General features: G+C 40.6%; 24 protein-coding genes, 1 pseudogene and 1 riboswitch. Of the genes and pseudogenes, 9 read left to right on the top strand and 16 right to left on the bottom strand.

The genetic code is table 11. The features are described from left to right. Positions 1-76, top strand: a pseudogene (locus C8D76_RS07365) (IS1595 family transposase); the annotation flags it as partial. Positions 77-78: 2 nt separating this feature from the next. On the opposite strand, the gene C8D76_RS07360 reads toward C8D76_RS07365, so the two are convergent. From C8D76_RS07360 to C8D76_RS07305, 12 genes are all read right to left on the bottom strand, one after another. Then, positions 79-555 (bottom strand): hypothetical protein, encoded by a 477-nt coding sequence (locus C8D76_RS07360; RefSeq protein WP_116632145.1) that lies wholly within the window; start codon positions 553-555, stop codon positions 79-81. A gap of 41 nt (positions 556-596) precedes the next feature. Beyond that, a complete protein-coding gene (locus C8D76_RS07355) occupies positions 597-974 on the bottom strand; it encodes a hypothetical protein (protein WP_116632144.1) in 378 nt (125 codons plus the stop codon). Positions 975-1042: 68 nt separating this feature from the next. After that, on the bottom strand, positions 1043-1513 hold the full coding sequence (locus tag C8D76_RS07350) for an HK97-gp10 family putative phage morphogenesis protein (protein WP_116632143.1): 471 nt from the start codon (positions 1511-1513) through the stop codon (positions 1043-1045). 11 nt (positions 1514-1524) lie between these two features. Next, the gene (locus C8D76_RS07345; RefSeq protein ID WP_116632142.1) at positions 1525-3192 is read right to left on the bottom strand and encodes a terminase large subunit; all 1668 of its coding nucleotides are present in this window, start codon (positions 3190-3192) and stop codon (positions 1525-1527) included. A gap of 1 nt (position 3193) precedes the next feature. Then, complete coding sequence (locus C8D76_RS07340) at positions 3194-3562, bottom strand: phage terminase small subunit P27 family (protein ID WP_116632141.1); 369 nt, start codon at positions 3560-3562, stop codon at positions 3194-3196. 140 nt (positions 3563-3702) lie between these two features. Further along, complete coding sequence (locus C8D76_RS07335; protein WP_116632140.1) at positions 3703-4059, bottom strand: HNH endonuclease signature motif containing protein; 357 nt, start codon at positions 4057-4059, stop codon at positions 3703-3705. A gap of 10 nt (positions 4060-4069) precedes the next feature. Further along, on the bottom strand, positions 4070-4387 hold the full coding sequence (locus tag C8D76_RS07330) for a head-tail connector protein (RefSeq protein WP_116632139.1): 318 nt from the start codon (positions 4385-4387) through the stop codon (positions 4070-4072). Further along, complete coding sequence (locus C8D76_RS07325) at positions 4374-4730, bottom strand: phage head closure protein (protein WP_116632138.1); 357 nt, start codon at positions 4728-4730, stop codon at positions 4374-4376. The genes C8D76_RS07330 and C8D76_RS07325 overlap by 14 nt, the downstream gene beginning before the upstream one ends. Next, on the bottom strand, positions 4714-5931 hold the full coding sequence (locus C8D76_RS07320) for a phage portal protein (RefSeq protein ID WP_116632137.1): 1218 nt from the start codon (positions 5929-5931) through the stop codon (positions 4714-4716). Before C8D76_RS07320 ends, C8D76_RS07325 begins: the two co-directional genes overlap by 17 nt. Positions 5932-5933: 2 nt before the next feature. Then, positions 5934-6497, bottom strand: a complete 564-nt coding sequence (locus tag C8D76_RS07315; protein ID WP_116632136.1) for an HK97 family phage prohead protease — start codon at positions 6495-6497, stop codon at positions 5934-5936. A 53-nt stretch (positions 6498-6550) separates the two neighbouring features. Then, the gene (locus tag C8D76_RS07310; protein ID WP_116632135.1) at positions 6551-7735 is read right to left on the bottom strand and encodes a phage major capsid protein; all 1185 of its coding nucleotides are present in this window, start codon (positions 7733-7735) and stop codon (positions 6551-6553) included. 744 nt (positions 7736-8479) lie between these two features. After that, positions 8480-8866, bottom strand: coding sequence for a hypothetical protein (locus C8D76_RS07305; RefSeq protein WP_207775011.1), 387 nt, complete (start codon positions 8864-8866; stop codon positions 8480-8482). Positions 8867-9266: 400 nt separating this feature from the next. Here C8D76_RS07305 and ettA point away from each other — a divergent pair, with 400 nt between their 5' ends. From ettA to parC, 4 genes are all read left to right on the top strand, one after another. Next, positions 9267-10937, top strand: coding sequence for an energy-dependent translational throttle protein EttA (gene ettA, locus C8D76_RS07300; protein ID WP_116632134.1), 1671 nt, complete (start codon positions 9267-9269; stop codon positions 10935-10937). Positions 10938-11190: 253 nt separating this feature from the next. Beyond that, complete coding sequence (gene parE / locus C8D76_RS07295) at positions 11191-13179, top strand: DNA topoisomerase IV subunit B (protein WP_116632133.1); 1989 nt, start codon at positions 11191-11193, stop codon at positions 13177-13179. Positions 13180-13263: 84 nt separating this feature from the next. After that, on the top strand, positions 13264-14361 hold the full coding sequence (gene nirK, locus C8D76_RS07290; protein WP_116632132.1) for a copper-containing nitrite reductase: 1098 nt from the start codon (positions 13264-13266) through the stop codon (positions 14359-14361). A gap of 236 nt (positions 14362-14597) precedes the next feature. Continuing rightward, positions 14598-16844: a DNA topoisomerase IV subunit A gene (gene parC / locus C8D76_RS07285; RefSeq protein WP_116632131.1), complete on the top strand. Its 2247-nt coding sequence runs from the start codon at positions 14598-14600 to the stop codon at positions 16842-16844. A gap of 57 nt (positions 16845-16901) precedes the next feature. Here parC and tilS read toward each other — a convergent pair whose 3' ends face one another. The 4 genes from tilS to C8D76_RS07265 all read right to left on the bottom strand — a co-directional run bounded on the left by tilS (position 16902) and on the right by C8D76_RS07265 (position 20885). Then, positions 16902-18203: a tRNA lysidine(34) synthetase TilS gene (tilS, locus tag C8D76_RS07280; RefSeq protein WP_116632130.1), complete on the bottom strand. Its 1302-nt coding sequence runs from the start codon at positions 18201-18203 to the stop codon at positions 16902-16904. A gap of 83 nt (positions 18204-18286) precedes the next feature. Continuing rightward, positions 18287-19147 (bottom strand): pyridoxal kinase PdxY, encoded by an 861-nt coding sequence (gene pdxY / locus C8D76_RS07275; RefSeq protein ID WP_116632129.1) that lies wholly within the window; start codon positions 19145-19147, stop codon positions 18287-18289. Between the two features lie 89 nt (positions 19148-19236). Beyond that, positions 19237-20190, bottom strand: a complete 954-nt coding sequence (gene accA / locus C8D76_RS07270) for an acetyl-CoA carboxylase carboxyl transferase subunit alpha (RefSeq protein WP_116632128.1) — start codon at positions 20188-20190, stop codon at positions 19237-19239. 77 nt (positions 20191-20267) lie between these two features. After that, positions 20268-20885: a DUF1919 domain-containing protein gene (locus C8D76_RS07265; RefSeq protein WP_116632127.1), complete on the bottom strand. Its 618-nt coding sequence runs from the start codon at positions 20883-20885 to the stop codon at positions 20268-20270. 127 nt (positions 20886-21012) lie between these two features. Beyond that, positions 21013-21116, top strand: a riboswitch (TPP riboswitch). Between the two features lie 64 nt (positions 21117-21180). Here C8D76_RS07265 and thiB point away from each other — a divergent pair. Genes thiB through bioB form a run of 4 tightly spaced genes read left to right on the top strand, consistent with a single transcriptional unit; the run spans position 21181 to position 25480 of the window. Then, positions 21181-22176: a thiamine ABC transporter substrate binding subunit gene (gene thiB / locus C8D76_RS07260; protein ID WP_116632126.1), complete on the top strand. Its 996-nt coding sequence runs from the start codon at positions 21181-21183 to the stop codon at positions 22174-22176. An 8-nt stretch (positions 22177-22184) separates the two neighbouring features. Beyond that, entirely contained in the window at positions 22185-23792 is a 1608-nt protein-coding gene (thiP, locus tag C8D76_RS07255) for a thiamine/thiamine pyrophosphate ABC transporter permease ThiP (protein WP_423802751.1), read from the top strand. Further along, positions 23789-24427: a thiamine ABC transporter ATP-binding protein gene (gene thiQ, locus C8D76_RS07250; protein WP_116632125.1), complete on the top strand. Its 639-nt coding sequence runs from the start codon at positions 23789-23791 to the stop codon at positions 24425-24427. Before thiP ends, thiQ begins: the two co-directional genes overlap by 4 nt. A 33-nt stretch (positions 24428-24460) precedes the next feature. Beyond that, the gene (bioB, locus tag C8D76_RS07245; RefSeq protein ID WP_116632124.1) at positions 24461-25480 is read left to right on the top strand and encodes a biotin synthase BioB; all 1020 of its coding nucleotides are present in this window, start codon (positions 24461-24463) and stop codon (positions 25478-25480) included. Positions 25481-25523 lie beyond the last annotated feature (43 nt).

The following is a 25523-nucleotide window of genomic DNA, read 5'->3' as shown; positions in this document are numbered from 1 at the left end:
GGAATGTGAATTTCGGTTTAACTTTGGAACACCCAAAATGCAGCTAAAAACATTGCGAAAATGGTGTGAAATTTAGGGCTAATCTACGTCAGCCCCTTTTTTAGTTTTCCCTTTTGTTATTCTATCTGCCTTGGGTGTTGCATTTGAATAAGCATACAATTCATTTATTTTAGCTTTCAGAAAGGTTTTTATTAGTAAAAATAATCGCTCATTTCTAACATCAAATTTCGAACGTTGATCTACTTCATTTAATAATTCATTCTTATCAGGAAAAATAAGAGCAAGATCATTAGCCATGAATTTATTTTTTGTATTTAGAGAATTAATAAAAACACGTTCTAAAATATCTAAGAAATAAAATATACCATCTTTTATATTTTTATTATTTAACTGATGATAGAGAATATTATCTAATATATCGCTTTCATCATTTCCAGCTGTTTCAATAGCGGTGAATATTTTTTCAAGAGCTTTTGTTATCTCATCTTGGCTTACATTAGCTTCATTTTCTATTTTTTCTAAGCTATTTAAAATAATTTCAATTATATCTTTCATAAATATTCCTTAATTTAAGAAACTGAGCGTGCTGAATTTGGTTATTTTAATTTGAGATTGACAATAATATCTAACTCTTTTTTATTACCGTTCTTATCCGTAAACGTTGCTTTACCTTTAATAATTTCACCTAAATCAATAGGCTCATTCGCTTGTTTGGCTAAAGTTGCTTGAATAATTGGGCGTGATAATTCTTGATTTAATTGCGCTATTCTTTCATCTTCTAGCGTTGTTTTTGGCTTTTCATTCGTGTAATGAATAATAATTGAAACTGTAACTAAAATTATCACGGATATTGCAGCTACTTTAGCAACATTTACCCACCCCACATAACTAAATACCACAAATAAAACAAGGGGAACGAACATCAAGGCGAATGCGGAAAGTAATTTCGAGATTGCATCAAATAAACCATTCATATTAGTTTCTCACGCTTTAGGATATGTATTGATAATATAAGCACTACACCCATATAATTCAATCAAAGTTAGAATTTTATTTTCTGAATCTCTTCAATAAATTTTTCTCTTGTTACTTTCAAAGCTCTAGGTTTACCACGCTCCGCACCTTGTGCCATAAAGTGACGACCTTTCATGTTCTTTGTGCCATATTCCACCATCCACCAATAGAAAGGATCGGTTCTATCGTGAGTATTTTCACCAACTCTAGCCATTCGTTTTCCTTTTGCGCGTTTTACGCTAATTATGGTATATCCGCTTAATCCGTCTTTAGCTACTCGGGTTTTATGGCGAATATTATTTTTGATTGTGCCTTTTTGTCCTGTGTTAGTGCTTCTTGCGATTACTGGCACTGTTGGTTTTATTGTTTTTTCTAGTTCCTTTGCTCCTGCGTTCAGTGCTTTTCTGATTGCGGGTCTAGCTACGACTTTGACAGTCTTTTTCATCTTTTCAAGTCTTCGAATAACTTGGGTTAATCCTTGTACTTTTACTTTTGCCATAGTTCTTTCTCCTATAAATCTATGCCTGTAAATTCATTTAAGGCTTTTTGGTGTTCTTCTGAAAGTTCAAAAACAAGATCACCATATTCAAGCTGATATGTACCGAATGACATTAAAAACGCTATAGCGGGGTCAATTTTATTCGCTGCTTTTTTCTTGTTTGGTTTAATATTGGCGTTTGCGTCTGTTTCCATCACTACATTAGATAACGCCCACGCAAGAACGGGATCGCCGTTGTGTTCGATTGCTTGGCGGTTGATTAGCACTTCTGCTGATTTTGCTACAGGGCTAAACCGCTGATAGGTTTGCGGAAATGGCTCAACTTCAAGCCCCGCACTTTGTAACTGTGTGCGTAGGTGTGTCGCATTCCATACATCAAAACCAATCATTTTTATATTAAAGCGTTCTGCGTCTTTTAGAATATCATCGCGTATTTTGTCATAATCAATACAATCGCCTTGCGTTGTCTGTAACCAACCTTGGCGCACCCATTGACGATAGATAGCACGGTTTTTATTTGCCACGTTCTGAAGTTGATATTCAGGGATATAATGACGGCAATATAACCGCACTTTGTTTTCATGGGGAAAGGTATAGCATACGCTGGTTAAATCGCTTGTGCTGGATAAGTCTAGCCCCATATAACAATCCATGTGCAGTAAATCGCTTTCTGAATAATCTCGCTTACACAATGCCCACGCATCTAAATTTAGCCACGGTGTTTGACCGTTGCACCATATATTAAAACGCTTGGTAAGCATTTCTACCCACTCTGACGGAATGCCACGGGCTTTTTTAATGGTGTTTTCAAAATCAAGGTAGGGAATGGATTTTCCTATGTTGGGGTTTGCTTTAATCCAGTTTTGCGGATCGTCTATTTCGCTTTCTTCGTCCAGTTCAAAAATCATGATGAAAATACTGTCATTCTGTTCGTTGCCGTCTAGAATTTGGCAGCAATAATCATAATGTTGCTTACAGGCTGAAATTGTGTTACTTCCTGCAGTTGTAATCGCAAAGAGTAAACCTTCAGGGCGTGCGCCTTGCCCTAGCTCTAATGCGCTATATACACTGTTATCAGCGTGTAAGTGATATTCGTCCACAATCGCAAGGCTTGGGTTAGTTCCCTCAATGGTGCTTGATTTGGCAGCTAACGGGCGCATTAAGCTGTTATTTTTCGGGTAGATCATTTTATGTTGCTGAATGTTTACCCGTTTTCTTAATAATGGTGACAATAAACACATCTGACGCGCATCATCAAAAACAATTCGGGCTTGATCACGGCTTACAGCTGCAGTGTAAATATCTTGCTGACCATCTTCAGCCAATAAAAACCAATTCGCCAAAACTGCAGCGATTGTTGATTTCGCATTTTTACGTGCCACTTGAACATAAGTAGAACGGTATTTTCTTAATCCCGTAGATTTGCGTTTAAAGCCTAAGATATTCGCAAAAAGAAACTGTTGCCAGTCTGAAAGCTCAATAGGTTGACCGCGTAAGTGTCCTTTGACGTGGGGACAAAGCCGAGAGAAAGCAATAAACTTTTTGACCGCACTTTCATCAAAGAAATAATCAGGATTTTCAAGATCGGCAAAATAACGCGCTACGGCTTGGCGTATGCGTTTACAAGCATTGATTTGATTATCCCTTACCGCTAGGGCGTATGCGTGCCATTCACTCATATTACATCGTTAGAATTTGGTCGAATTGGTCTGCTGTGTCGTCTTCTACTGGATTTTTACGACGGCTTACAGGATCAAAGCCTAGCAAAGCAGAAATTTTCAACATTACTTTTTCAGCATCGGATTTCACTGTAATAGCTGGATTTCGTGAAAATCCACCTTGTGAATTAGTGATATTAAAGCCATTTTTCTTTAAATCGTCTCTTGCTGCGCGCCATATTGAATAATTTTCGCAATAAATTTCTAGGTTTGTTAAATCTTCGGGCTTAATATCGCCACGTTCAGAAAGTTGTTTAATTCTTGCTTTCCATTGGGTTTTAGCGATTTCATCTAAGAAATCAGGCGTTTTATATGCTTTACGTTTACTCATTGTTATCCTTATTTTCAAAAAAATTGCTGTGCGTGAAAATTAAATTGGGGGGGCGGTCTCCAACGCTTACACATCTCTTTTCAAAACTCCCCCACCTATCTAACTGTGATTACTTCAATAATTTGATTTAAATCAATTTTTTACTTCTTCGCACCATATCCGCGCTTATCTATAATTCTTGTTTTATAACTATGACAATCACGGCATAAAGGCTGATGATTGTTTATATCCCAAAAGCGCGGATCTGCTTGTCCATTCTCTACAGGTTGAATATGGTCGATAACTGTTGCGGGCGTATATTTGCCTTTCTCTAAACACATCACACATAACGGATTATGCTTTAGATATTCAGTTCTATACTTACGCCATTTTTGATCGTAGCCACGCTTGCTACTGCTTTCCCTTGTGTCTTTCGGTTTATGTTCTTCACATCGTCCAGACTTAACACGATTTCTACAGTTAGGATAGCTACAACGTCTTAAAGGTTGAGCTGGCATAATTCACCACCTAATAAACGCACGGTTCTCTATATACTTCCCATAATGCTGAAATAGCCATTGGGGCTAGCTTAAGATTAGCTAAATCTGTCACGGCTTCACGGTTAGCATATAAGTAAGCGATATACATCAAGCAACCAACCTTAATCGCTTGATTGAATACGATTGTTTCAGCTGTATCACTTTCTCCGAAAGTTTTCCCGATATGCTTTTGAGCAACTTCAATCGCTGCCACTATGTAGCCATTTAGTAGCGTATCATCTAAGTTATGGTCGATACTTAATTGCGCTTTAACCTCACCTAGTTCAATTAAATTAGAAATAAGCATTTAGAGAATTCTCCTTACACATTAGCTGAAGTTCTTTATGTTCTTCTTTACTGTCAATTACAGCATTAATTTCTAACAATCGTTCACCATACTTAACCCGCATTCTTCGGTTAATATTAGGTAAATAACGAATTCTTATTCGAATAATATCTTCACCTAATTGAAACGGACCGCTAAAATATTCTCGCCCTTGTATTGGTTCTACACTAGCGTGAACAGTAGCAACGTCTTCCCATTCAGTTTTTCTAGTTTCACCATAATTACGGGCTTTTTCTTTTTCTGTATTTCTTCGCTGAATTGTGATTACCTTGTTATATTTCCCCGCCTTAATCATTCTTGCCATCGCTCGCCCCTGTATCTTGTTTCACTTCTACGGTTTGTTTCCATGCTTGGCTAAATTCATCACCACCAACATAAGGCGGTAAACCTTCACGCTTGCGCACTTCATTAGGTGACATTACGCCAGCCTTAATTGCTACATCGTAAGAGCTAAAGCGTTCTGTTTGGCTAATACGCAATAAATCGCTAGTATCAAATTCAATTAAATAGCGTGGGGCGTTCGGATTGTTTACATCCACCATCAACGCATCTTTTAATTGCTGTTCAAAGTTAGTTAACCACGGGCGCAAAGTCTGTGATAAAAACGCACGGCTTGCTTCGCTGAAGTTCGCATAGCTACTATTTGAATAATCCTGTAGGAAAATAGGACTAATATTGAAAATGCGCGCAATATCTGAAATAGTGAAGTTACGGCTTTCTAACCATTCCGCATCTTGGTTTGTCATTCCCAGTTGCTTATATTCCATTGAGCCTTCAAGTACAGGGGTTTTACCTGCATTTCTTGCGCCCTTGTAACGTTCTAATGCTTTAATTGCTTTCTGTGCTTTCGCTTCGTCTAGCCATTCAGAAGTAGAAATTAAACCGCTTGCCATCAAACCATTTTTCATTACGCTTGCGCCATGTCTTTGTTGCGCTAAACCTAACCCAATCGCTTCACGGCAAATAGTTACAGGCGAACGCCCCATAAAGCCATCAAGTGAAGAATGGCGTAAATGTAGGATTTCATCTTGTAAGTAGTTTTTTGTATTGCCGTCTAAATCGGTGATCTGATAAATATATTCCCCACCAACTAACCGCTGAACATTTACCGCACTTGGTGTATAAGGTGTTAGGCTTTCAGGTTGTCCTTTCTTATTCCAACCAATCACCGCATAAGCATTCCCATTTAATAAACAATGGCGCATCATGGTATATTTGAACTGATACGGGGTCTGATTGCGGTTAGGCATTTCATTAAGCAGATAGTCAATCGGGTGATTTACCACACGCTCACGCCCATCATCTTTTAATTTGTACAAATAACACGGCATAGCCGCCACCGCTTCACTAATTACCGTGACAGCATTCATCACAGCAGGCAATGCTTCGGCCGTTTGTGGGCTGACAAATTCCCCCGATCCTGTATTGTTTAAGCCCATGTAAGAGAAAAATTCATCTATCGTATAACTGCGCTGTTCTTGTTTCTTTTTACCGAATAACCACATGATTAAAACTCCGCTAAGTCTGCCCAGTAATTAAAAAGTGCGGTCGATTTTGTTTGCGTTTTTTCTTTTGCTGTCATCATTGAACGTTTAGAGAGCTCTACACTGCTTTCAGGATAAGCAGGAATGCTGGTTACTGTGATTTCAAATAATTCTGCTTTGTGAATTTGTCTTAATGCGGGTTCTTGTTCAAAATCCCATGTTTCTTCAAGGAGTAAGAAACCGAATGACATTCCGCTAATATCACCACGAGCTACACTTACTAATAAATCACGACCTAAAGACGTATCAGGCGGGGTAAGCTCAAAACGTAACCCAATCTTATCTTGTTCAAGTTTTAAGGTTCCAGAAGAAGTGCGCCCTAACAATTTTGAAGAATCATGCTCAAAGAGCGCGCGCACGTCTTTACCGTCTTTCAAAGTTTCAGTAAACGCATTCGGACTAAATTGTTCCACAAAGTCACAAAATAGCACTTCTGAAGAACTATTCCATTTCACTACGTAACCTGTTAGCTTTTGTTCATCTGCTGTGATTTCTGATGAACGAATTTCAAATTTTTGTTGATCCATTTTCTTTTATCCTTTAACAAAAAAGGGGCTTAATGCCCCTTATGAATTGTTGATTAAGCTAACGTTTCAATCAATTTGATTGCGTTACTATCCACCACGCCACCGCCTAAATATTTATCGGTGTGAACTTTATAGAAACCTGGTTCTGTAATGTTATCAGGTCGAGTGCGAACGCCTGTTTCATGATCAACAATGAAATAACCGCGCTTGAAGTCACCAAAGGCTAAAACAGGTTTATTCGCGCCACTTGCTGGCAATGTTTCAAGGAAGTGAACGGGACGACCTAAAAGCGTAGCGGGCGCATCTGCAGTTAAACCATCACGCCAAATAAAATCACCGTTTTTGTTTTTCAATTTTTGTAACATTGCAGCTATTGTAGAAGACATCACCCAGACCGCATTTTTACGATATTTTGAGTGCAGCATATAGAACAAGTCGATCAAATTATCTGCGGTGATTTTGTCCGCGCTTGCCACTTCCATTTTTTGAAGTTGTCCGAATGTACGAGTTTTATCGCCATCAGTTGAACGGGTATAAGCAAGTAAACCTTTTGATTTTTTATCGCCATCACCTAAGGTTAAATCGCTTTCTTCAGTTTCAGTGAATGATTCGCTGATTTCATCAGTTAACCAGCCTAAAACATCAATAGAAGAAAAATCTAAGATTTCTTGTGTGGTTTTCGGATAAGCAAAGATAGGATTTAAAGCAATGGTAACTTCATTCAATTTAGGTGCATTTGTACCATTACGCGCAACGCCTTCTTGACCGTGTTCAACCACTGCACCACCAGCAGAAACCAATTTCTTATATTCTTTCGCACCTACTGGCAAGCGAACTACATTACAGATCTGACGCATAACGCTATCATCAGTTAAGCGTTTCATTACTTCTGTATCTAACTGCGGAATAACAGTATATCCGCCATCTTCGCCCGTTGTCGTGGAAAGCGTAGAACGTAGCTCGCCTGTTTTAATGTAATGGCGTAATTCTTCATTAGTGAATTGTTTACTACGGGTTTCTGCTGGTTTACCTACTTGACTGCGTTCTTCGTCGGCTACAGTTTCGTAGCGTTCGATTTCTTCAGACATCTTTTGAACCAATTCTTTTAATGTATCGAATTTACCTTTTTCTTCTTCAGTTAATTCTTTACCTTCTTTTTCAGCGTTATCTAATAACGCACGCATTTCAGCGACTTTAGCTGCTTTTTGCTGACGTAATTCTAATAATTTTTTAAACATAAATTTGTCCTTTAACTCATCTTAATTAAGACGGCTACAAGTAGCCCATATCACAATATAAGCACATAAAATTTAAAGTAAATACCTTAAAAATTAATAGTTTAGATACGTTTAGTTATGATAAGTAAGCAAAGTTTGATTGATTATTTTTTAATCAGTAACCATACAAAAGGACAGTAAAAATTTATTTTCTGAAAGGGTGAAGAGTGGTGAAGAGTTGGTGAATAGTTATTTTTAACTCTTCACCCTATAACTTATTGATATATAATTATTTTTTAGAAAAGGTGAAGAGATGAAGAGTTAAATAGAAAAAAAAATTTATTATAGGCATATTTTGTTATTTTCATAAAATGAAATTAATTGTTACACATTTAGTTACACGCTATAACAGAAGATATTAAATAATCATTTAATTTCAATAAGTTATTTAATCAGATCGCTTCTCGCCAAGGCACCAATTAGATATTCTATAAAGTTTCAAAACTCTCCAAAGGCTAGAATTTATAAAGTTCTAGCTTTTTTTATTGTTTTAATTCCATATTCCATAAAACTTTATTAAATTCGTGCATTTTGTATTTAATAATGGACTTTATTGTTATCCCAATATTGCATTGGGTACATTTTAGATTTTAAAACTTAATAAAAATAACTGGAATATTGGATTATTTAATGCAAGGTATTAAAACTTAAATAGTTATTCTCGCCAATAAACAAAACGGCTCTTATAGAGCCGTCTAGGTAATTTTATTTGATTTCAATATTCATTTTATAAGATGAAAGTTTGTTTTTGATCGCCGCCGCTTTAGGTTGCAACACTCTCACTTCATAGCTGCCTGTTTTAGGGAGTAAATACGGCTGACCTTCGGTAAAATCATTATCTCCATATAATATGCTTTCAGCATTTCCTTTGGTAGTTAAATTGACATTAAGAGTCTGTCCTTGTTTCGCAAAAAATTTGTAAGAAACACATTGCCAGCCTTTAATTTTGCCATTATAGCTCGCAGAGTAAGCCCCTTTTTTAAATTTAACATCTGTCACCTTACAATCTTGCGCATTAGCGACCGATGCAGCAGATAATACTGCCAAGCCTGTAAAGGTAGCCATAAATAATTGTTTGAATTTCACGTTCATGTATATTCTCCTGATTCGGTTTTGGATGAATTCTTCTCTATGACAGCTTAAATTGATATTTTATCCCGATTTGATGTTTTATCGCGCATAATCAACTTCACGAAACAAACAAAATAAAAGGATTTCGTTTATTTATTGAACAATAAAAATATAAACTTAATCTTTTTATCAAAAAACTTGATATATATCAACTAAAGTTAAATTGAGACTTTGCAGCTAGGAACTTTTTCGCTATGATTCATCACATCAAGTAATTGCTTGATATTCATAAAGTTCCTAAATAAAAATAATCATAAATAAATATAGCTAAACTACTTTCCTACCACTCTTCGGAGTGGTTTTTTTTATTCCCAAAATTCTGTAAAATACGACCGCACTTTTTAGATAAATAGGATAGAAAATGTCATCACAATTTGTTTTTACGATGCATCGAGTCGGTAAAGTCGTGCCACCGAAGCGTCATATTCTTAAAGATATTTCTTTAAGCTTTTTCCCTGGTGCGAAAATTGGTGTGCTTGGTTTAAACGGGGCGGGTAAATCAACGCTATTACGCATTATGGCGGGCGTAGATAAAGAATTTGAAGGTGAAGCACGTCCACAACCGGGCATCAAAATTGGTTATTTGCCGCAAGAGCCAAAGTTAGATCCGCAGCAAACCGTCCGCGAAGCTATCGAAGAAGGGGTTTCGGAAGTAAAAAATGCATTAACTCGTTTAGATGAGGTTTATGCGTTATATGCCGATCCTGATGCGGATTTTGATAAGTTAGCGGCAGAACAAGCTAACCTAGAAGCGATTATTCAAGCCCATGATGGTCACAATCTTGATAACCAATTAGAGCGTGCAGCAGATGCCTTACGCTTGCCAGAATGGGATGCCAAAATCGAACATTTATCGGGTGGTGAACGCCGCCGTGTGGCACTTTGTCGTTTATTGCTCGAAAAACCAGATATGCTGTTGTTAGATGAGCCGACCAACCACTTGGATGCGGAATCAGTCGCTTGGTTAGAGCGTTTCTTACACGATTATGAAGGCACTGTGGTGGCAATTACCCATGACCGCTACTTCTTAGATAATGTCGCAGGTTGGATTTTAGAGCTTGACCGTGGTGAGGGTATTCCTTGGGAAGGAAACTATTCTTCTTGGTTAGAGCAAAAAGAAAAACGCTTAGAGCAAGAAGCGGCGGCAGAATCAGCACGTCAGAAATCCATTGCCAAAGAGTTAGAATGGGTGCGTCAAAATCCTAAAGGTCGTCAAGCGAAAAGCAAAGCTCGTATGGCACGTTTTGATGAACTTAACTCGGGCGAATATCAAAAACGTAATGAAACAAACGAACTCTTTATTCCACCTGGTCCACGCTTAGGGGATAAAGTTATCGAAGTCACTAATCTAACAAAATCTTATGGCGACCGCACGTTAATTGATGATTTGTCATTCTCAATTCCCAAAGGTGCAATCGTTGGGATTATAGGTGCCAACGGTGCGGGTAAATCAACCTTATTCCGTATGCTTTCAGGTCAAGAACAACCAGACTCGGGCTCAATCGTGATGGGAGAAACCGTAACATTGGCTTCGGTCGATCAGTTCCGTGACTCAATGGACGATAAGAAAACCGTTTGGGAAGAAGTGTCGAACGGACAAGATATTCTGACAATCGGAAACTTTGAAATTCCAAGCCGTGCTTATGTTGGGCGTTTTAACTTCAAAGGCGTAGATCAGCAAAAACGTGTGGGCGAATTATCAGGTGGTGAGCGTGGTCGCTTGCACTTGGCAAAACTGCTCCAACGTGGTGGAAACGTATTATTGTTAGACGAACCAACTAATGACTTGGACGTTGAAACCTTGCGCGCCCTAGAGAATGCAATTCTAGAATTCCCCGGTTGTGCCATGGTTATCTCCCATGACCGTTGGTTCTTAGACCGTATCGCAACCCATATTTTAGATTACGGTGATGAAGGCAAAGTTACGTTCTACGAAGGCAACTTCTCTGATTATGAAGAGTGGAAAAAGAAAACCCTAGGTGATGCGGCAACGCAACCTCATCGTATCAAATATAAACGTATTGCGAAGTAATCTCACATAAGCAACTCACGAATAAGCCGCTGAATTGATTCTAAAATTCAGTGGCTTTTTGATATTTAAGATCATCCAATATGCTCTTTAAGAACTTTCTTATGGCTGTTAAGCTAACAGCTTATGAAATGAAACAAGAGATAGCCATTCATTACTGATAATTCTTAAAAGTGCGGTCGATTTCAACCGCACTTTTTGTTACAATTCTCCACAATTTTTTATCTTCAACATCGATTTTATTTACAATCAAATTATGGCTACGCAAAATCAATACGCTTCTGAAAATATTACTGTTCTCAAAGGGCTTGAGCCTGTTCAGGTTCGCCCAGGTATGTACACTGACACCACTCGCCCAAATCATTTGGGTCAGGAAGTGATTGACAATAGTGTGGATGAAGCATTAGCGGGATATGCCACGAAAATCGAAGTGATTTTGCACAAAGATCAATCCCTTGAAGTGACTGATAATGGGCGTGGTATGCCGGTCGATATGCACCCGACAGAAAAAATGTCAGGCGTAGAAGTGATCATGACCAAATTGCATGCGGGCGGCAAATTTTCCAATAAAAATTATGAATTTGCTGGCGGTTTGCACGGTGTGGGTATTTCCGTGGTTAATGCGCTTTCAGAACGTGTTGATGTAACAGTAAAACGTGATTCGCAAATCTATCATATCGCCTTTGCTAACGGCGAAAAGGTTGAAGAATTAGAAGTGATTGGCACTTGTGGGCGCCGCAATACAGGCACTACCGTTAAATTTAAGCCAAATTCAAAATATTTTGACAGCGATAAATTTTCCGTCACTCGTTTACGCCATTTATTACGCGCCAAAGCCGTGCTTTGCTCGGGTTTAGAAATTAAATTTATCGACAAAGTCAACGATACGGAAGAAAGCTGGCTCTATCAAGATGGGCTTTCTGATTATCTCACTGAAACTGTTGGTGAGTTTGTCACTTTGCCCGAAACGCCATTTATTGGCGAATTTAAAGCCTCTAACGAAGCCGTTGAATGGGCATTATTCTGGTTGCCAGAAGGTGGTGATCTTATTAGCGAAAGCTATGTAAACTTAATTCCCACCATTCAAGGCGGAACGCACGTTAATGGATTGCGCAAAGGTTTAATTGACGCCATGGTGGAATTCTGTGAATTCCAAAATCTGCTCCCAAAAGGGGTGAAATTAACCGCGGATGACTTGTGGGATCGCTGTGCTTATGTGCTTTCACTCAAAATGCACGATGCTCAATTTGCTGGGCAAACCAAAGAACGTTTATCCTCCCGTGAAAGTGCGGTGTTTGTTAGCGGTGTTGTAAAAGATGCGTTCAGTTTATGGCTAAACAACAACATTGAACTCGCCAAACAGTTAGCCGAAATGGCGATTACTTCTGCGCAACGCCGTTTGCGTGCCGCTAAAAAAGTGGTGCGTAAAAAGCTCACTAACGGCCCTGCCCTGCCGGGAAAATTAGCCGATTGTTCGCAACAAGATTCTAGCCGCTCCGAATTATTTTTAGTCGAGGGGGATTCTGCGGGCGGTTCAGCCAAACAAGCTCGTGATCGTGAATATCAAGCCATATTGCCATTGCGCGGCAAAATATTAAACACTTGGGAAGTGTCTTCTGAACAAGTATTAGGCTCCGAAGAAGTGCATAATATCGCGGTGGCGTTGGGAATTGATCCAGACAATGATGATCTCAGCCAACTTCGTTACGACAAGGTGTGTATTCTCGCCGATGCGGACAGTGATGGCTTACATATCGCTACGCTACTCTGTGCCTTATTTTTGCGTCACTTCCCGAAATTAGTGCAAGAAGGGCATGTTTATGTGGCAATGCCACCACTCTATCGTATTGATTTGGGGAAAGAAGTTTTCTATGCCCTAGATGAAGCGGAAAAAGAGGCAATTTTAGAACGTTTAAGCACTAAGCGTGGTAAACCAAATGTACAGCGTTTCAAAGGGTTAGGCGAAATGAACCCGAGTCAATTGCGCGAAACCACGATGGATCCAAGCACTCGCCGTTTAGTTCAACTCACTTATGCTGAAACGGTTTTAGATGAATCACTTCCAGAACCACTTTCGGCACCACTTTCAAAGCAAAGTGTGGTGAAAAAAAGTGCGGTGAAAAAAAGCGAAGATTTATCCAATGAAACCATTGAATTAATGGATATGTTGCTCAGCAAAAAACGTGCGGAAGATCGAAAAAATTGGTTGCAATCAAAAGGCGATCAAGCAGATTTAGAGCTATAAAAACTCGCGTTTCTATTTCCCAAACAAGCCCACAAAACAAAAAGCATTTGGGAAAATCTTAAATTAAAATGAATTGGAAATATTATGAAAAAAACAGCCATCGCTATTCTACTCGGTATCACACTGCCCTTCTCAACCAGTATTTTGGCTGATAACAGTGAGTCAAAAACTACGCAAAATTCGACCGCACTTACAGCGGAACTGCCCGTAGTTGAAGCGGAATTAACCTTTGCACCGAATGTGCCAAAACCGATTAATCGCAAAGAACCTGCCCGTGTGGTCGTGAAGCTAGAAGCCCTTGAAAAAGTAATGGAAATTATGGGCGGTGTGCAATTCAAATATTGGACATTTAATGGCGCAACCCCAGCGCCTTTCATTCGTGTGCGTGAGGGAGACACGGTGGAAGTGCATTTGTCTAATCCAGTCAATTCCAAAATGGAACATAGCATTGATTTCCACTCAGCCGCAGCGCCTGAAGGCGGCGCGATTGCGAGTAATACTAAACCTGGGCGCACCAGTGTGTTCGCTTTCCAAGCGTTACAACCGGGATTGTATCTGTATCACTGCGCCGCCTTTCCTGGCGCCGCCACGCATATTGGCAAAGGTATGTTTGGCTTAATGTTAGTCGAGCCGAAAGAAGGCTTGCCAGATGTGGATAAAGAATTCTACATTGTGCAAAATGAGTTCTATACCAACGCAGGGTTTGGCGAAAAAGGGCTGCATGTGTTTAGTATGGAAAAAGCAAGCTATGAATTACCAGATTATGTGGTGTTCAACGGACATTACGGCTCGATGATGGGCGAAGATGCCTTAAAAGCCAAAGTTGGCGATAAAATCCGTTTCTTTGTTGGCAATGCAGGGCCTAACAAAATATCCTCATTCCATTTAATCGGCAAGCCATTTGATACCGTTTATATCGAGGGCGGCACTCTTCAAAATCATAATGTGCAAACCACGTTAATCCCAGCAGGTGGCGCAACCATTGCCGAAGCGCAAATTCAGGTTCCGGGGCAATATACCTTTTTAGATCACAGCATTTTCCGTGCGGATAAAGGCGCGAAAGGGATGTTAATTGTCGAAGGCAAAGAAAATCCTGCCATTTATAGCGGTAAAATTAAAGACGAAGCTTACGATAAACGAAATCCCGATGCCGATGTGGAAGTGGATTTTCATTTGAAATAGTTTATACATAAAGTAGCGCCAAGCACACCACTTCGCTGCTTTCTGAATGATTGAGAATTTTTAACGCAAAATTTCAAAGAGTCTAAATATGCTCGAATATTAAATAAAAGTGCGGTCAAAAATTCAATTATTTTTCTCACTTTTTCTGACGTATAAAACAAGCCGTCATCGGCAAAATGATTTTAACATAAACATAAAATGGTGAACTCCCATTCACCCTAAACTGCTACACACCTATGAGCAACAACATTAACTATGAAGGCATTGAACAAATGCCACTGCGCACTTTTACCGAAAGTGCTTATCTCAATTACTCCATGTATGTCATCATGGATCGTGCCTTGCCGTTTATCGGTGATGGCCTAAAGCCCGTACAGCGCCGCATTGTCTATGCGATGTCTGAATTAGGCTTAAACGCGCAAGCTAAATATAAAAAATCCGCGCGTACCGTGGGGGACGTTTTAGGTAAATTCCATCCCCATGGCGATTCCGCCTGCTATGAAGCCATGGTGCTAATGGCGCAACCCTTTAGCTACCGCTACCCATTGGTAGATGGTCAGGGCAACTGGGGGGCGGCAGATGATCCAAAATCATTCGCCGCTATGCGTTATACGGAATCTCGCTTATCCAAAATTGCCGAAGTTTTACTCGGCGAATTAGGACAAGGAACTGTCGATTATCAGCCGAATTTTGACGGAACCTTAGAAGAGCCACAATATTTGCCTGCTCGCTTACCGCATATTTTATTAAACGGTACCACGGGAATTGCCGTGGGTATGGCAACGGATATTCCCCCGCACAACATTAACGAAATTGCAGATGCGGCAATAATGTTATTGGATAATCCGAAAGCAACCTTAGACGACCTACTCACCGTGGTGCAAGGCCCTGACTTTCCAACAGAAGCGGAAATTATCACGCCGAAAAGCGAAATTCGTAAAATCTATGAACAAGGGCGTGGCTCGATCAAAATGCGCGCGACTTGGAAAAAAGAAGACGGTGAAATCGTGATCACAGCGGTGCCACACCAATCTTCGCCAAGCAAAATTCAGCTGCAAATTGCCGAGCAAATGAATGCCAAAAAATTGCCGATGGTGGAAGATGTGCGTGATGAAGCGGATCAAGAAAACCCTGTTCGCTTGGTGATTGTGCCTCGTTCAAACCGTGTAGATATCGACGCGTTAATGGCTCACCTATTCGCCACCACCGATTTAGAGCGCAGTTATCGTATTAATATGAATATGATCGGTTTGGATCACAAACCTGCCGTGAAAAATCTCGTGGAAATTCTCAGCGAATGGTTACAATTCCGCCGTACCACTGTCACACGCCGCTTACGTTATCGTTTAGATAAAGTATTATCACGCTTGCATATTCTTGAAGGCTTGATGATTGCGTTCTTAAATATTGATGAAGTCATCGAGATTATCCGCAACAAAGATGAGCCAAAAGCGGTATTAATGGCGCGCTTTAATTTAACGGATGAGCAAGCCGAAGCGATTTTGAACTTGCGTTTGCGCCATTTAGCGAAATTAGAAGAGCACGAATTGCAAGCAGAAAAAGCAAAACTTGAAGAAGAACGTGTTCATTTAGAAGGACTTCTTGGTTCGGAACGCCGCCTTAACACATTGATTAAAAAAGAAATCCAGCAAGATGCAAAAACTTATGCCAGCCCACGCCGTTCTGCTTTAGTGGAACGGGCGGAAGCCAAAGCCATTTCTGAAGCTGAAATGTTGCCCGCAGAACCAGTTACCGTCATTTTATCCGAAATGGGCTGGGTGCGTTGTGCTAAAGGCCATGACATTGACGTGCAAGGGCTGAGCTATAAAGCGGGGGATAAATATCTCGCTCATGCTTATGGCAAAAGCAACCAAGCCGCAGTCTTTATGGACAGCACTGGTCGCTCTTATGCCTTAGATCCGCTCAGCTTGCCATCCGCACGTTCTCAAGGCGAACCATTAACGGGTAAATTAAACTTACCGTCTGGCGCTAATGTGGAGCAAGTGCTCATTGAGAATGAAGGGCAATCATTATTGATGGCATCAGATGCTGGCTATGGCTTTATTTGTAAATTTGAAGATTTAGTGGCGCGCAACAAAACAGGAAAAGCAGTGCTCACCTTGCCTGAAAATGCCAAAATCTTGCCGCCGCAAATTATCAAAAATGACAACGCACTTTTAGTTGCCTTAACTCACGCGGGCAGAATGCTTATCTTTCCAGTGCAAGATTTGCCACAGTTAGCCAAAGGAAAAGGCAATAAAATCATCAGTATCGCTGCCGCCGATGCCAAAGTGCGGTCAGATTTCATCGTAAAATTATTGCTTATTGATGAAAATGCAAGCCTAGTGTTCCATTCTGGCAAGCGGAAAATCACCCTAAAACCTGAAGAACTACAAAAATTCCGTGCCGAACGTGGACGCAAAGGCTCTAGCCTGCCACGCGGACTACATAGTGGTGTGGAAATTGAAGTGCTAGAAGGGTAGCCGAATAAGAGTGATAAAAAGATAATAACATCGCAAAGCCGACATCAAGTCGGCTTTTTATTCACCAAAATTTTTGAAAAATCCCACCGCACTTTTTAAGGTATTACCATAAAAAATCAATGGAATACGATTTCGTTGCCAGGTTGGCACATTGAGTTTTTGCCAGACTTTTTTGATCTCGCGGTTGAGATCCTGTTCTTTGACCTTCACTTTGCCTGAATAACCAAATCCCACACGGATTTTTTCTTCGGTGAACGGCAAATGCGAGCGAAATTCTTGAGCGCAATTTTCGTCACGATAATGCCAAAGTGCGGTCAAATTTTGTGAAGTTTTTAATAGTTCAAGCGTGCCTAAGCCATCGGGCAAAAGAAGTGGTTCGCCAATTTTTAATTCTGCTTGAAAATGGCTAACATCAGCAAACTGCGGCGTTAAATAAAGTTTATGCTGATAACGACGAATCATTTTTCCCTGCAATTGATATTGCGGATTGGCATCTGATTTCGCCAAGATCACATTCTGAACAATAATGGACAACGGCAATTCGCCAAGCATCGGCAGCCCTAATTCCGCTAGCCACATTCGCAATAAGGCATATTGTTTATGCACACTATATTGCTCAAACTTTGAGATGTTAAAAGTGCGGTCAGTTTCATCATAATTTTGCTTAAATTCATCATTGAGCAATTCATTCACTAATTGCTGTTGGTTATAACAATGCTGCGCCGCCATTGTTACCATATCATCAAAATGAGCCCAGCGTTGGCGCAACAGCGGCAACACTTGGTTGCGCAAGAAATTGCGATCATAACGGCTATCCCCATTGCTTTCATCTTCAACCCAAGTGAGATTTTCTGCGCGCACAAAGGTTTCTAACTCATCTTTTGTGTAATTCAATAAAGGGCGAAAAATTGGCATAGCAAAAAGTTCACTTTCTGTCTGCATTGCTCCCAGCCCTTTCACGCCGCTGCCCCGTTTCAAGGCAAGGAAAAAGGTTTCTGTTTGATCTTGCAAATGGTGCGCGGTTGCCACAATTTCATCGGCTAAACGTGTTTCTAAAATCCCTTGATAACGCGCTTCCCTTGCGCCTTGCTCAATGCCATTTTTTTTATTGATATGCACTTTTTTCGTGATTAATGGAATATTTAACTGCGCACAGATTTGTTCGCAATGTTGCTGCCATTTGTCTGCATTTGGGCTTAAACCATGATGAATATGAATGGCACGCAATTGTAAGTGCGGTCGGTTTTCTCGCGATTTTGCGAAAAGTGAAAGCAAGGCAGTCGAGTCTAAACCACCGCTGAATGCGATGAGATATTTCTGATGCTTGAGTTTAGACTGAAATTCGGTAAGTAGGCTCATTTTTCTTTGGGAGTGTGACATCCCGTATCCAAGATCAATAAAATAGGGCGCATAATTACGCCCCTATAAATATTACAACAATATTACGCCACTTTTTCTGCTGTAAATTGCGCTTTAGGATCCATAATGGCGTGGCGGGCCTCGATAAGTTGCAATTCATATGAACCCAGTTTGTGAGTGATTTCCATTACTTCGTTCACGGCATTTCCCATACGTTCAAAGGCTTCAAGCTCTGATTTTCCATTTAACAAATTCGCAAGGAATAAGCCTGCGGTTAAATCGCCCACACCCACAGGATCTTTCGCAAATGGATATAATGGGCGGCTTAACAACCACACGCCATTTTGCGTGCCAAGCAACATATCAAACTTGCCTTGGTATTTTCCTGCTGAACCTAAATGTTTCACCACCACCATTTTAGGGCCTTTGCCCAGCAAATGTTGCACCGCATTAATGGCTTGCTCAAAATTGCTCACTTCCAAGCCGGAAAGTTGCTGTAATTCAAATAGATTTGGGGTAATAATATCCGCATGCGGTAATGCAATGTCGATCAATTTTTCACGCACGCCATCTGCAACGACACAGCCTTTTTCTTCACTGCCCATAACGGGATCGCATAAATACAGCGCATTTTTATTGTGTGTTTTCACTTGATGAAAAGCTTTAATAATTTCATCCACTTGATCCGCAGAGCCGATATAGCCCGAGATCACGGCATCACAATTTTTCAATTCACCAATGGCCTCAATCCCGTTCACAATTTCAGGAATTTGTTGGTGCGGAATCACCATACCTGTCCATTTGCCATATTGCGTATGGTTAGAAAATTGCACCGTATTGAGCGCCCACACATCAATACCATTTAACTGCATTGGGAAAGTGGCTGATTTGTTGCCTGCATAGCCAAAGACAACGTGTGATTGAATGGAAAGAACGTTTTTCATAGACTTCCTGTATAATAATGATGAAATTAAAAATAAAAAAAGTGCGGTTTAAAATAACCGCACTTTTATAAATTTGCAACTAATTTTTATTAGCAATAACCATAAGACATTAAACGTTGATAACGACGTTCAAGTAAGTCATTATCATCTAACACATCTAACTCCGCCAAATCAGCCACTAAGCGTGTTTTTAAATTTTGCGCGATGGCCACATAATCTCGGTGCGCACCACCTAAAGGCTCTGGTACGATATTATCAATAAGATTAAGTTCTTTTAAACGTTCTGCTGTCAGCCCCATCACTTCCGCTGCGGTTGAGGCTTTGTCTGCACTTTTCCACAAAATTGAGGCACAACCTTCAGGGGAAATAACCGAATAGGTTGAATATTGCAACATATTCACTTTATCGCCCACGCCAATTGCCAAGGCACCGCCTGAACCGCCCTCGCCGATCACCGTACAAATAACCGGCACGCTCAATTGCGCCATTTCTCGCAAGTTACGCGCAATGGCTTCAGCTTGGCCACGCTCTTCAGCGCCCACGCCTGGGTATGCACCTGGGGTGTCAATAAAGGTAATAATTGGCAATTTAAAACGCTCAGCCATTTCCATTAAACGTAACGCTTTGCGATAGCCTTCTGGTGCAGGCATACCAAAATTGCGCATCACTTTTTCTTTGGTGGTGCGCCCTTTTTGGTGACCAATCACCATCACTGGACGTCCGTCTAAACGAGCTAATCCGCCCACAATCGCTTTATCATCCGCAAAGGCACGGTCACCCGCTAATTCTTCAAATTCAGTGAAAATATGTTTGATATAATCTAAGGTGTATGGACGATTAGGATGACGAGCCATACGAGAAATTTGCCACGCATCTAAGTTCGCAAAGGTTTTTTTAGTTAATTCTGTGCTTTTCTTTTGTAAACGCTTAATTTCATCTTTTAGATCAATTTTCCCTTCTGTTTCAGACACAGAACGTAAAGATTCAATCTTCGCTTCCAGCTCCGCAATCGGTAATTCAAAATCTAAATATTCTTGGCTCATTCTTCTTTCCTAATTGTTATTCGTGCATAAATTTGCGCGTTATTCTATGCTTTTTCACAGAAAATTGCAGTAATTTTTCAGCTTTTTTGGTTAAACCAGCTGACATAATCAAATTGATCATAATATTTTTTACCCAACCAACCTGAATATTCATATAAAGCACCCACTTGGCTTTGCTGTTCAAAGCCACGAATATACACCGCAGATTTTATTTCAGGATAAGGTTTATGCACAAAAACGACTTTGTGCGTATAAGGCAAGGCATCAAAAGCTTGCAAATCGGCTTCGGTAAAGCCATCACGGTCGGTCATTATGATAAAAAGATTATCCCAATTAATACGCGCTGAACGCTGTTGCCATTTTTCTCTCGCATCTTGCTCGGAATGATAATGCATAAAATGCAAGCGAATGTCCGCCAATGTGGCGACAGGATAAGGCTGCTCGGTTTGTTCAAATTGCAAAATCTGCGTGTGATAAAAGGTGGGGTTCTGTAAATATTTAATAAAATCTGCAGGCGCAAGATATAAATTCACAAAGGGGGAACGAAATTGCTCGCCCAAATCATGCAACATCAGCGCGCCATTGCAATTACTTGAAATGACTGACATTTGATGATTTTTTAAACGCGCTCGCAGCTTTTGATTGATACATTTTCGTAACAAGCGATTGCTGATTTTTTTGATTAAGCTAAACATAAATTATCCTTAAAAACTTGTGATATTTTACGCGATTTTAACAGTAAAAACAAAAATCGCCTGTGAAAAGAATCTGGCTATTGCCTTAAGAACGCTTGATTATTTTAAAAATCACGCTAGACTTGAACCGTTCTCATCGGGGTGCTGACTGTTTTGATTATGTAGCTGAGAAAATACCCGTTGAACCTGAACCGATTAACATCAGCGTAGGGATTTGAGAAACGGAAATTTCACAAAATTTGACCGCACTTAAATTCCTTTACTGTGGCGATAAACCTACTTTAAAGGATTTTTTATGTCTAAAAAACTGTTCTTTTTGACCGCACTTTCTGCCTTTTCAACCAATGTGTTTGCTGCGCAAACCGTCAATGTTTATACCGAAGAATTTTTTGGCTCGGATTGGGGCCCTGGTGGCGAGGTTAAAGCCGCCTTTGAAAAGCATTATCCGCAATGTGAAATTCACTATACCGTTTTTAATGAAAGTAGCACGTTGCTGAATCGTATTCGTTTAGAAAAAAATAAATTGAAAGCTGATGTCGTCTTAGGATTAGAAAATTCACAATTTGAAGCGGCAGAAAAAACGGGATTATTTACCGAAACGGGCGTAGATCTTTCAAAATTAGATTTACCTGAAAAATGGCAAAATCCATTATTTGTGCCTTATGAATTTGGGCAATTTTCCTTTATTTATGACAAAACTAAGTTGAGCAATCCGCCAAAATCATTGCGAGAATTAGTGGAACGCCAAGATCTCAAGGTGATTTATCAAGATCCACGCACCAGCAGTATGGGGCGTGGTTTTGTGGTGTGGATGAACAGCGTATTCAATGCGGATCAAATAACGCAGGCTTGGCAAACGCTCGCCAAACATACGCTAACCGTGGGCAAAGGCTGGACAGAAACCTATGGTGCATTTTTGAAAGGCGAAGGGGATTTAGTCTTTAGCCATAGCACTTCGCCGATTTATCACTTGCTAAAAGAGCAAAAAGATCAATATGCCGCCACACAATTTGCGGAGGGCGCACTCTATCAATACGAGGCGGTGGCAAAAGTCGCGGGCAAACAAAACGCCTGTGCGGACAATTTTATTCAGTTTATCTTCACCCCCGAAGCGCAAAAAATCATTACCCCGAAAAATGTGATGCTTTCTTCTATTTCAGCAGAAATAGAACCGCACTTTGATGCCTTAAAAGCTAGCCAAAAAGGCAGCAAAACATTGGATAGCCGTGATGCCAGCGATGCGAATATCAAAAACTGGATTTCCACTTGGCAAGCCGCACTGGCTCAATAACAATTCCGATGATGTCATTTTTGAAAGTACGCACCCATTTTAATCTATTCCGCTCACGTCATTATTTGGGCGGCATATTGGTGTTATTGCTGCTCATTGCGATTTATGGCGTTTCATTGAATGCGGTATTTAGCACTGGCGAACCGCTCCCTTGGCAAAATCTTTGGCAAGATGATTACATTGTGCGTGTTTTGCAATTCAGCATAGGGCAAGCCTTTTTAAGTGCCGCGCTTTCTGTCATTGTTGGGCTGTTATTTGCTCGGGCATTTTTCTATCAGCCCTTTAGTGGCAAAGCATTTTTATTACAAATTTTCTCCGTCACTTTTGTATTGCCCGCTTTAGTGGCAGTCTTTGGGATTTTAGGGGTTTACAGCAGCGCAGGCTGGCTAGGACAATTCAGCCGCCTGCTCGGCTTTAGCTGGCAGCCGCAAATTTATGGTTTAACAGGCATTTTGCTTGCTCATTTATTTTTTAACATTCCCCTTGCTGCGCGCATGTTTTTGCAAAGTTTTCATGCGATCCCCAATCAACAACGGCAACTCGCCGCACAGCTCAACTTGCGTGGCTGGCAATTTATCCGCTGGCTTGAACTCCCCTATCTACGCCAACAATTTTTGCCGACTTTTGTACTTATTTTTATGCTCTGTTTCACGAGTTTTGCCATTGTGCTTGTGCTAGGCGGCGGCCCTAAATTCACCACCATTGAAGTGGCAATTTATCAAGCCATTATGTTTGATTTTGATCTGCCCAAAGCCGCCTTGTTTGCTTTATTGCAATTCGTATTTTGCTTTGTGTTATTCGGCTTAAGCGCTGTTTTAACTAAATTGCCCGAAACCAACCTAAGCCAAAAAGATCTTTGGCTTTCGCCCCAATCAAGTGCGGTCAAATTTTGGCAAATTTTTTGTTTAATTAGCGTGAGTGCCTTTATTCTGCTGCCACTCAGCAATGTCGTAATAAGTGCGGTCAATTCTGGCGCAATTTTCTCGGCTTGGAAAAGTCCGCAATTATGGCGTGCTATCGGCTATTCTTTTAGCATCGCGCCCCTTTCTGCGATCTGCGCATTATTAATGGCAATGGCGTTGCTACAACTTTCTCGCCGTTTGCATTGGCTGCATTTCAACCAATTCGCCAATTGTTTGCTCAACACCAGTATGATCGTGCTGAGCGTGCCGATGTTAGTTTTATCTATCGGCTTGTATTTATTGTTGCAAGAAATTGAATTTACTCATTGGCATTTATTTGCCATTTTAGTAGTTTGCAATGCCCTTGCGGCGCTGCCATTTGTTGTGCGAATTCTTGCTGTGCCGATGAATCAAAATATGCAATATTATGAAAAACTATGCCAATCTCTGGCAATTAAAGGCTGGGCGCGTTTTCGGCTTATTGAATGGCACAATCTCAGTGCGCCGATCAAATATGCATTTGCGCTGGCTTGTGCCCTTTCGCTGGGCGATTTCACTGCCATTGCATTATTTGGCAATCAAGATTTCAGCTCACTCCCCTATTTGCTTTATCAACAGCTTGGCAGCTATCGCAGTGATGATGCCACAGTAACGGCATTGATTTTAATGGCGGTTTGCCTCGGGTTATTTTTTATGGTGGAAAAAAAAACGTGATTAACTTAGATCAAGTCAGCTTTCAATATAAAGAAATGCGTATGCAATTTAATCTGCACGTCCGTCCGCAAGAAAAAATGGCGATTGTGGGCGCAAGTGGTGCGGGCAAAAGCACGCTGTTAAATTTAATTGCGGGTTTTGAACAGCCAGAAACGGGAGAAATTTGGCTGAATGGAGAAAATCATACCCATAGCGAACCGCACTTGCGCCCTGTTTCTATGCTGTTTCAAGAGAATAATTTATTTCCGCATTTAACGGCGTATCAAAATATTGGTTTAGGCATCAAGCCCAATTTAAAACTAAACGACAAGGAAAAGGCGTGCATACAACAAACCGCAAGCGCACTTGGTTTAACCGAATTTTTAACACGAAAACCGACCGCACTTTCTGGTGGGCAAAAACAACGTGTTGCCATTGCCCGTTGTTTGTTGCGCAACAAACCCATTTTGTTACTCGATGAGCCCTTTTCTGCGCTCAATCCTGAATTGCGTTTGGAAATGCTAGATTTAATTATTCAACATTGCAATGAAGAAAAATTAACATTATTATTGGTCACCCACCAACCAAGCGAATTAGTAGGAAAAATCGACCGCACTTTAGTGGTAGAAAACGGGCATTTAATTTACGAAAAATAAATAGCCTCGAACCTTCGTTCATAAGGAATTGATATGAAAACAACACTACATCTTTCTTCAATCACCCCTCATCCACAGACAGAATATTGGTCTGTGTGTAAAGTAGAGGCGCTGTTTGAAACGCCATTTTTAGAATTAATTCATCGTGCAGCTTTGGTGCACCGCCAACACTTCAACCCACAAGCGATCCAACTTTCTACCTTAATGTCGATTAAAACTGGTGGTTGCCCTGAAGATTGTGGCTATTGCCCGCAATCCGCACGCTATCAAACAGGTGTGCAAAAACAAGAATTGTTAAATGTAGAAGATATTCTTGCGAAAGCAAAAATTGCCAAATCGCGTGGTGCAAACCGTTTTTGTATGGGCGCAGCATGGCGCGGCCCGAAACCTAAAGATATGGGTAAAATCAAAGAAATTATTGCGGCGGTGAAATCAATAGGCTTAGAAACTTGCGGCACCTTTGGGATGTTAGAAGATGGTATGGCGGAAGATCTGAAAGACGCGGGGCTGGATTATTACAATCATAACCTCGACACTTCGCCAGAGCATTATAAAAATGTGATTGGCACTCGTGGCTATGACGATCGTTTAAATACTCTCGGCAAAGTGCGTAGCGCAGGGTTAAAAGTATGTTGTGGCGGTATTATTGGTATGAATGAAAATCGCAAAGAACGTGCGGGCTTCATTGCCAGCCTTGCGAATCTTGATCCGCAACCTGAATCTGTGCCGATTAATCAGTTAGTAAAAGTAGAAGGCACGCCACTTGCCGACGCCGCAGAATTGGATTGGACAGAATTTGTACGCACCGTTGCGGTGGCTAGAATCACGATGCCAACCAGTTATGTTCGTTTATCTGCGGGCCGCCAAGGAATGTCTGAAGAAATGCAAGCGATGTGCTTTATGGCGGGGGCAAATTCGATTTTCTATGGCGATAAATTATTAGTGACTGGCAATGCAGACGAAGATGTCGATAGAATATTAATGGCAAAATTAGACCTTGAGCCAGAAACCGCAGAGAATCGTTATGTTCCTACTGAAAATGTAGAGAATTAATCTGATTATGCATTAACAATACAAGGAAATCAGCAATAAAAAA

It is taken from the genome of Alitibacter langaaensis DSM 22999, assembly GCF_003096995.1.
GTDB lineage: Bacteria > Pseudomonadota > Gammaproteobacteria > Enterobacterales > Pasteurellaceae > Exercitatus > Exercitatus langaaensis.
This window is presented reverse-complemented; position numbering and strand designations above follow the sequence as displayed.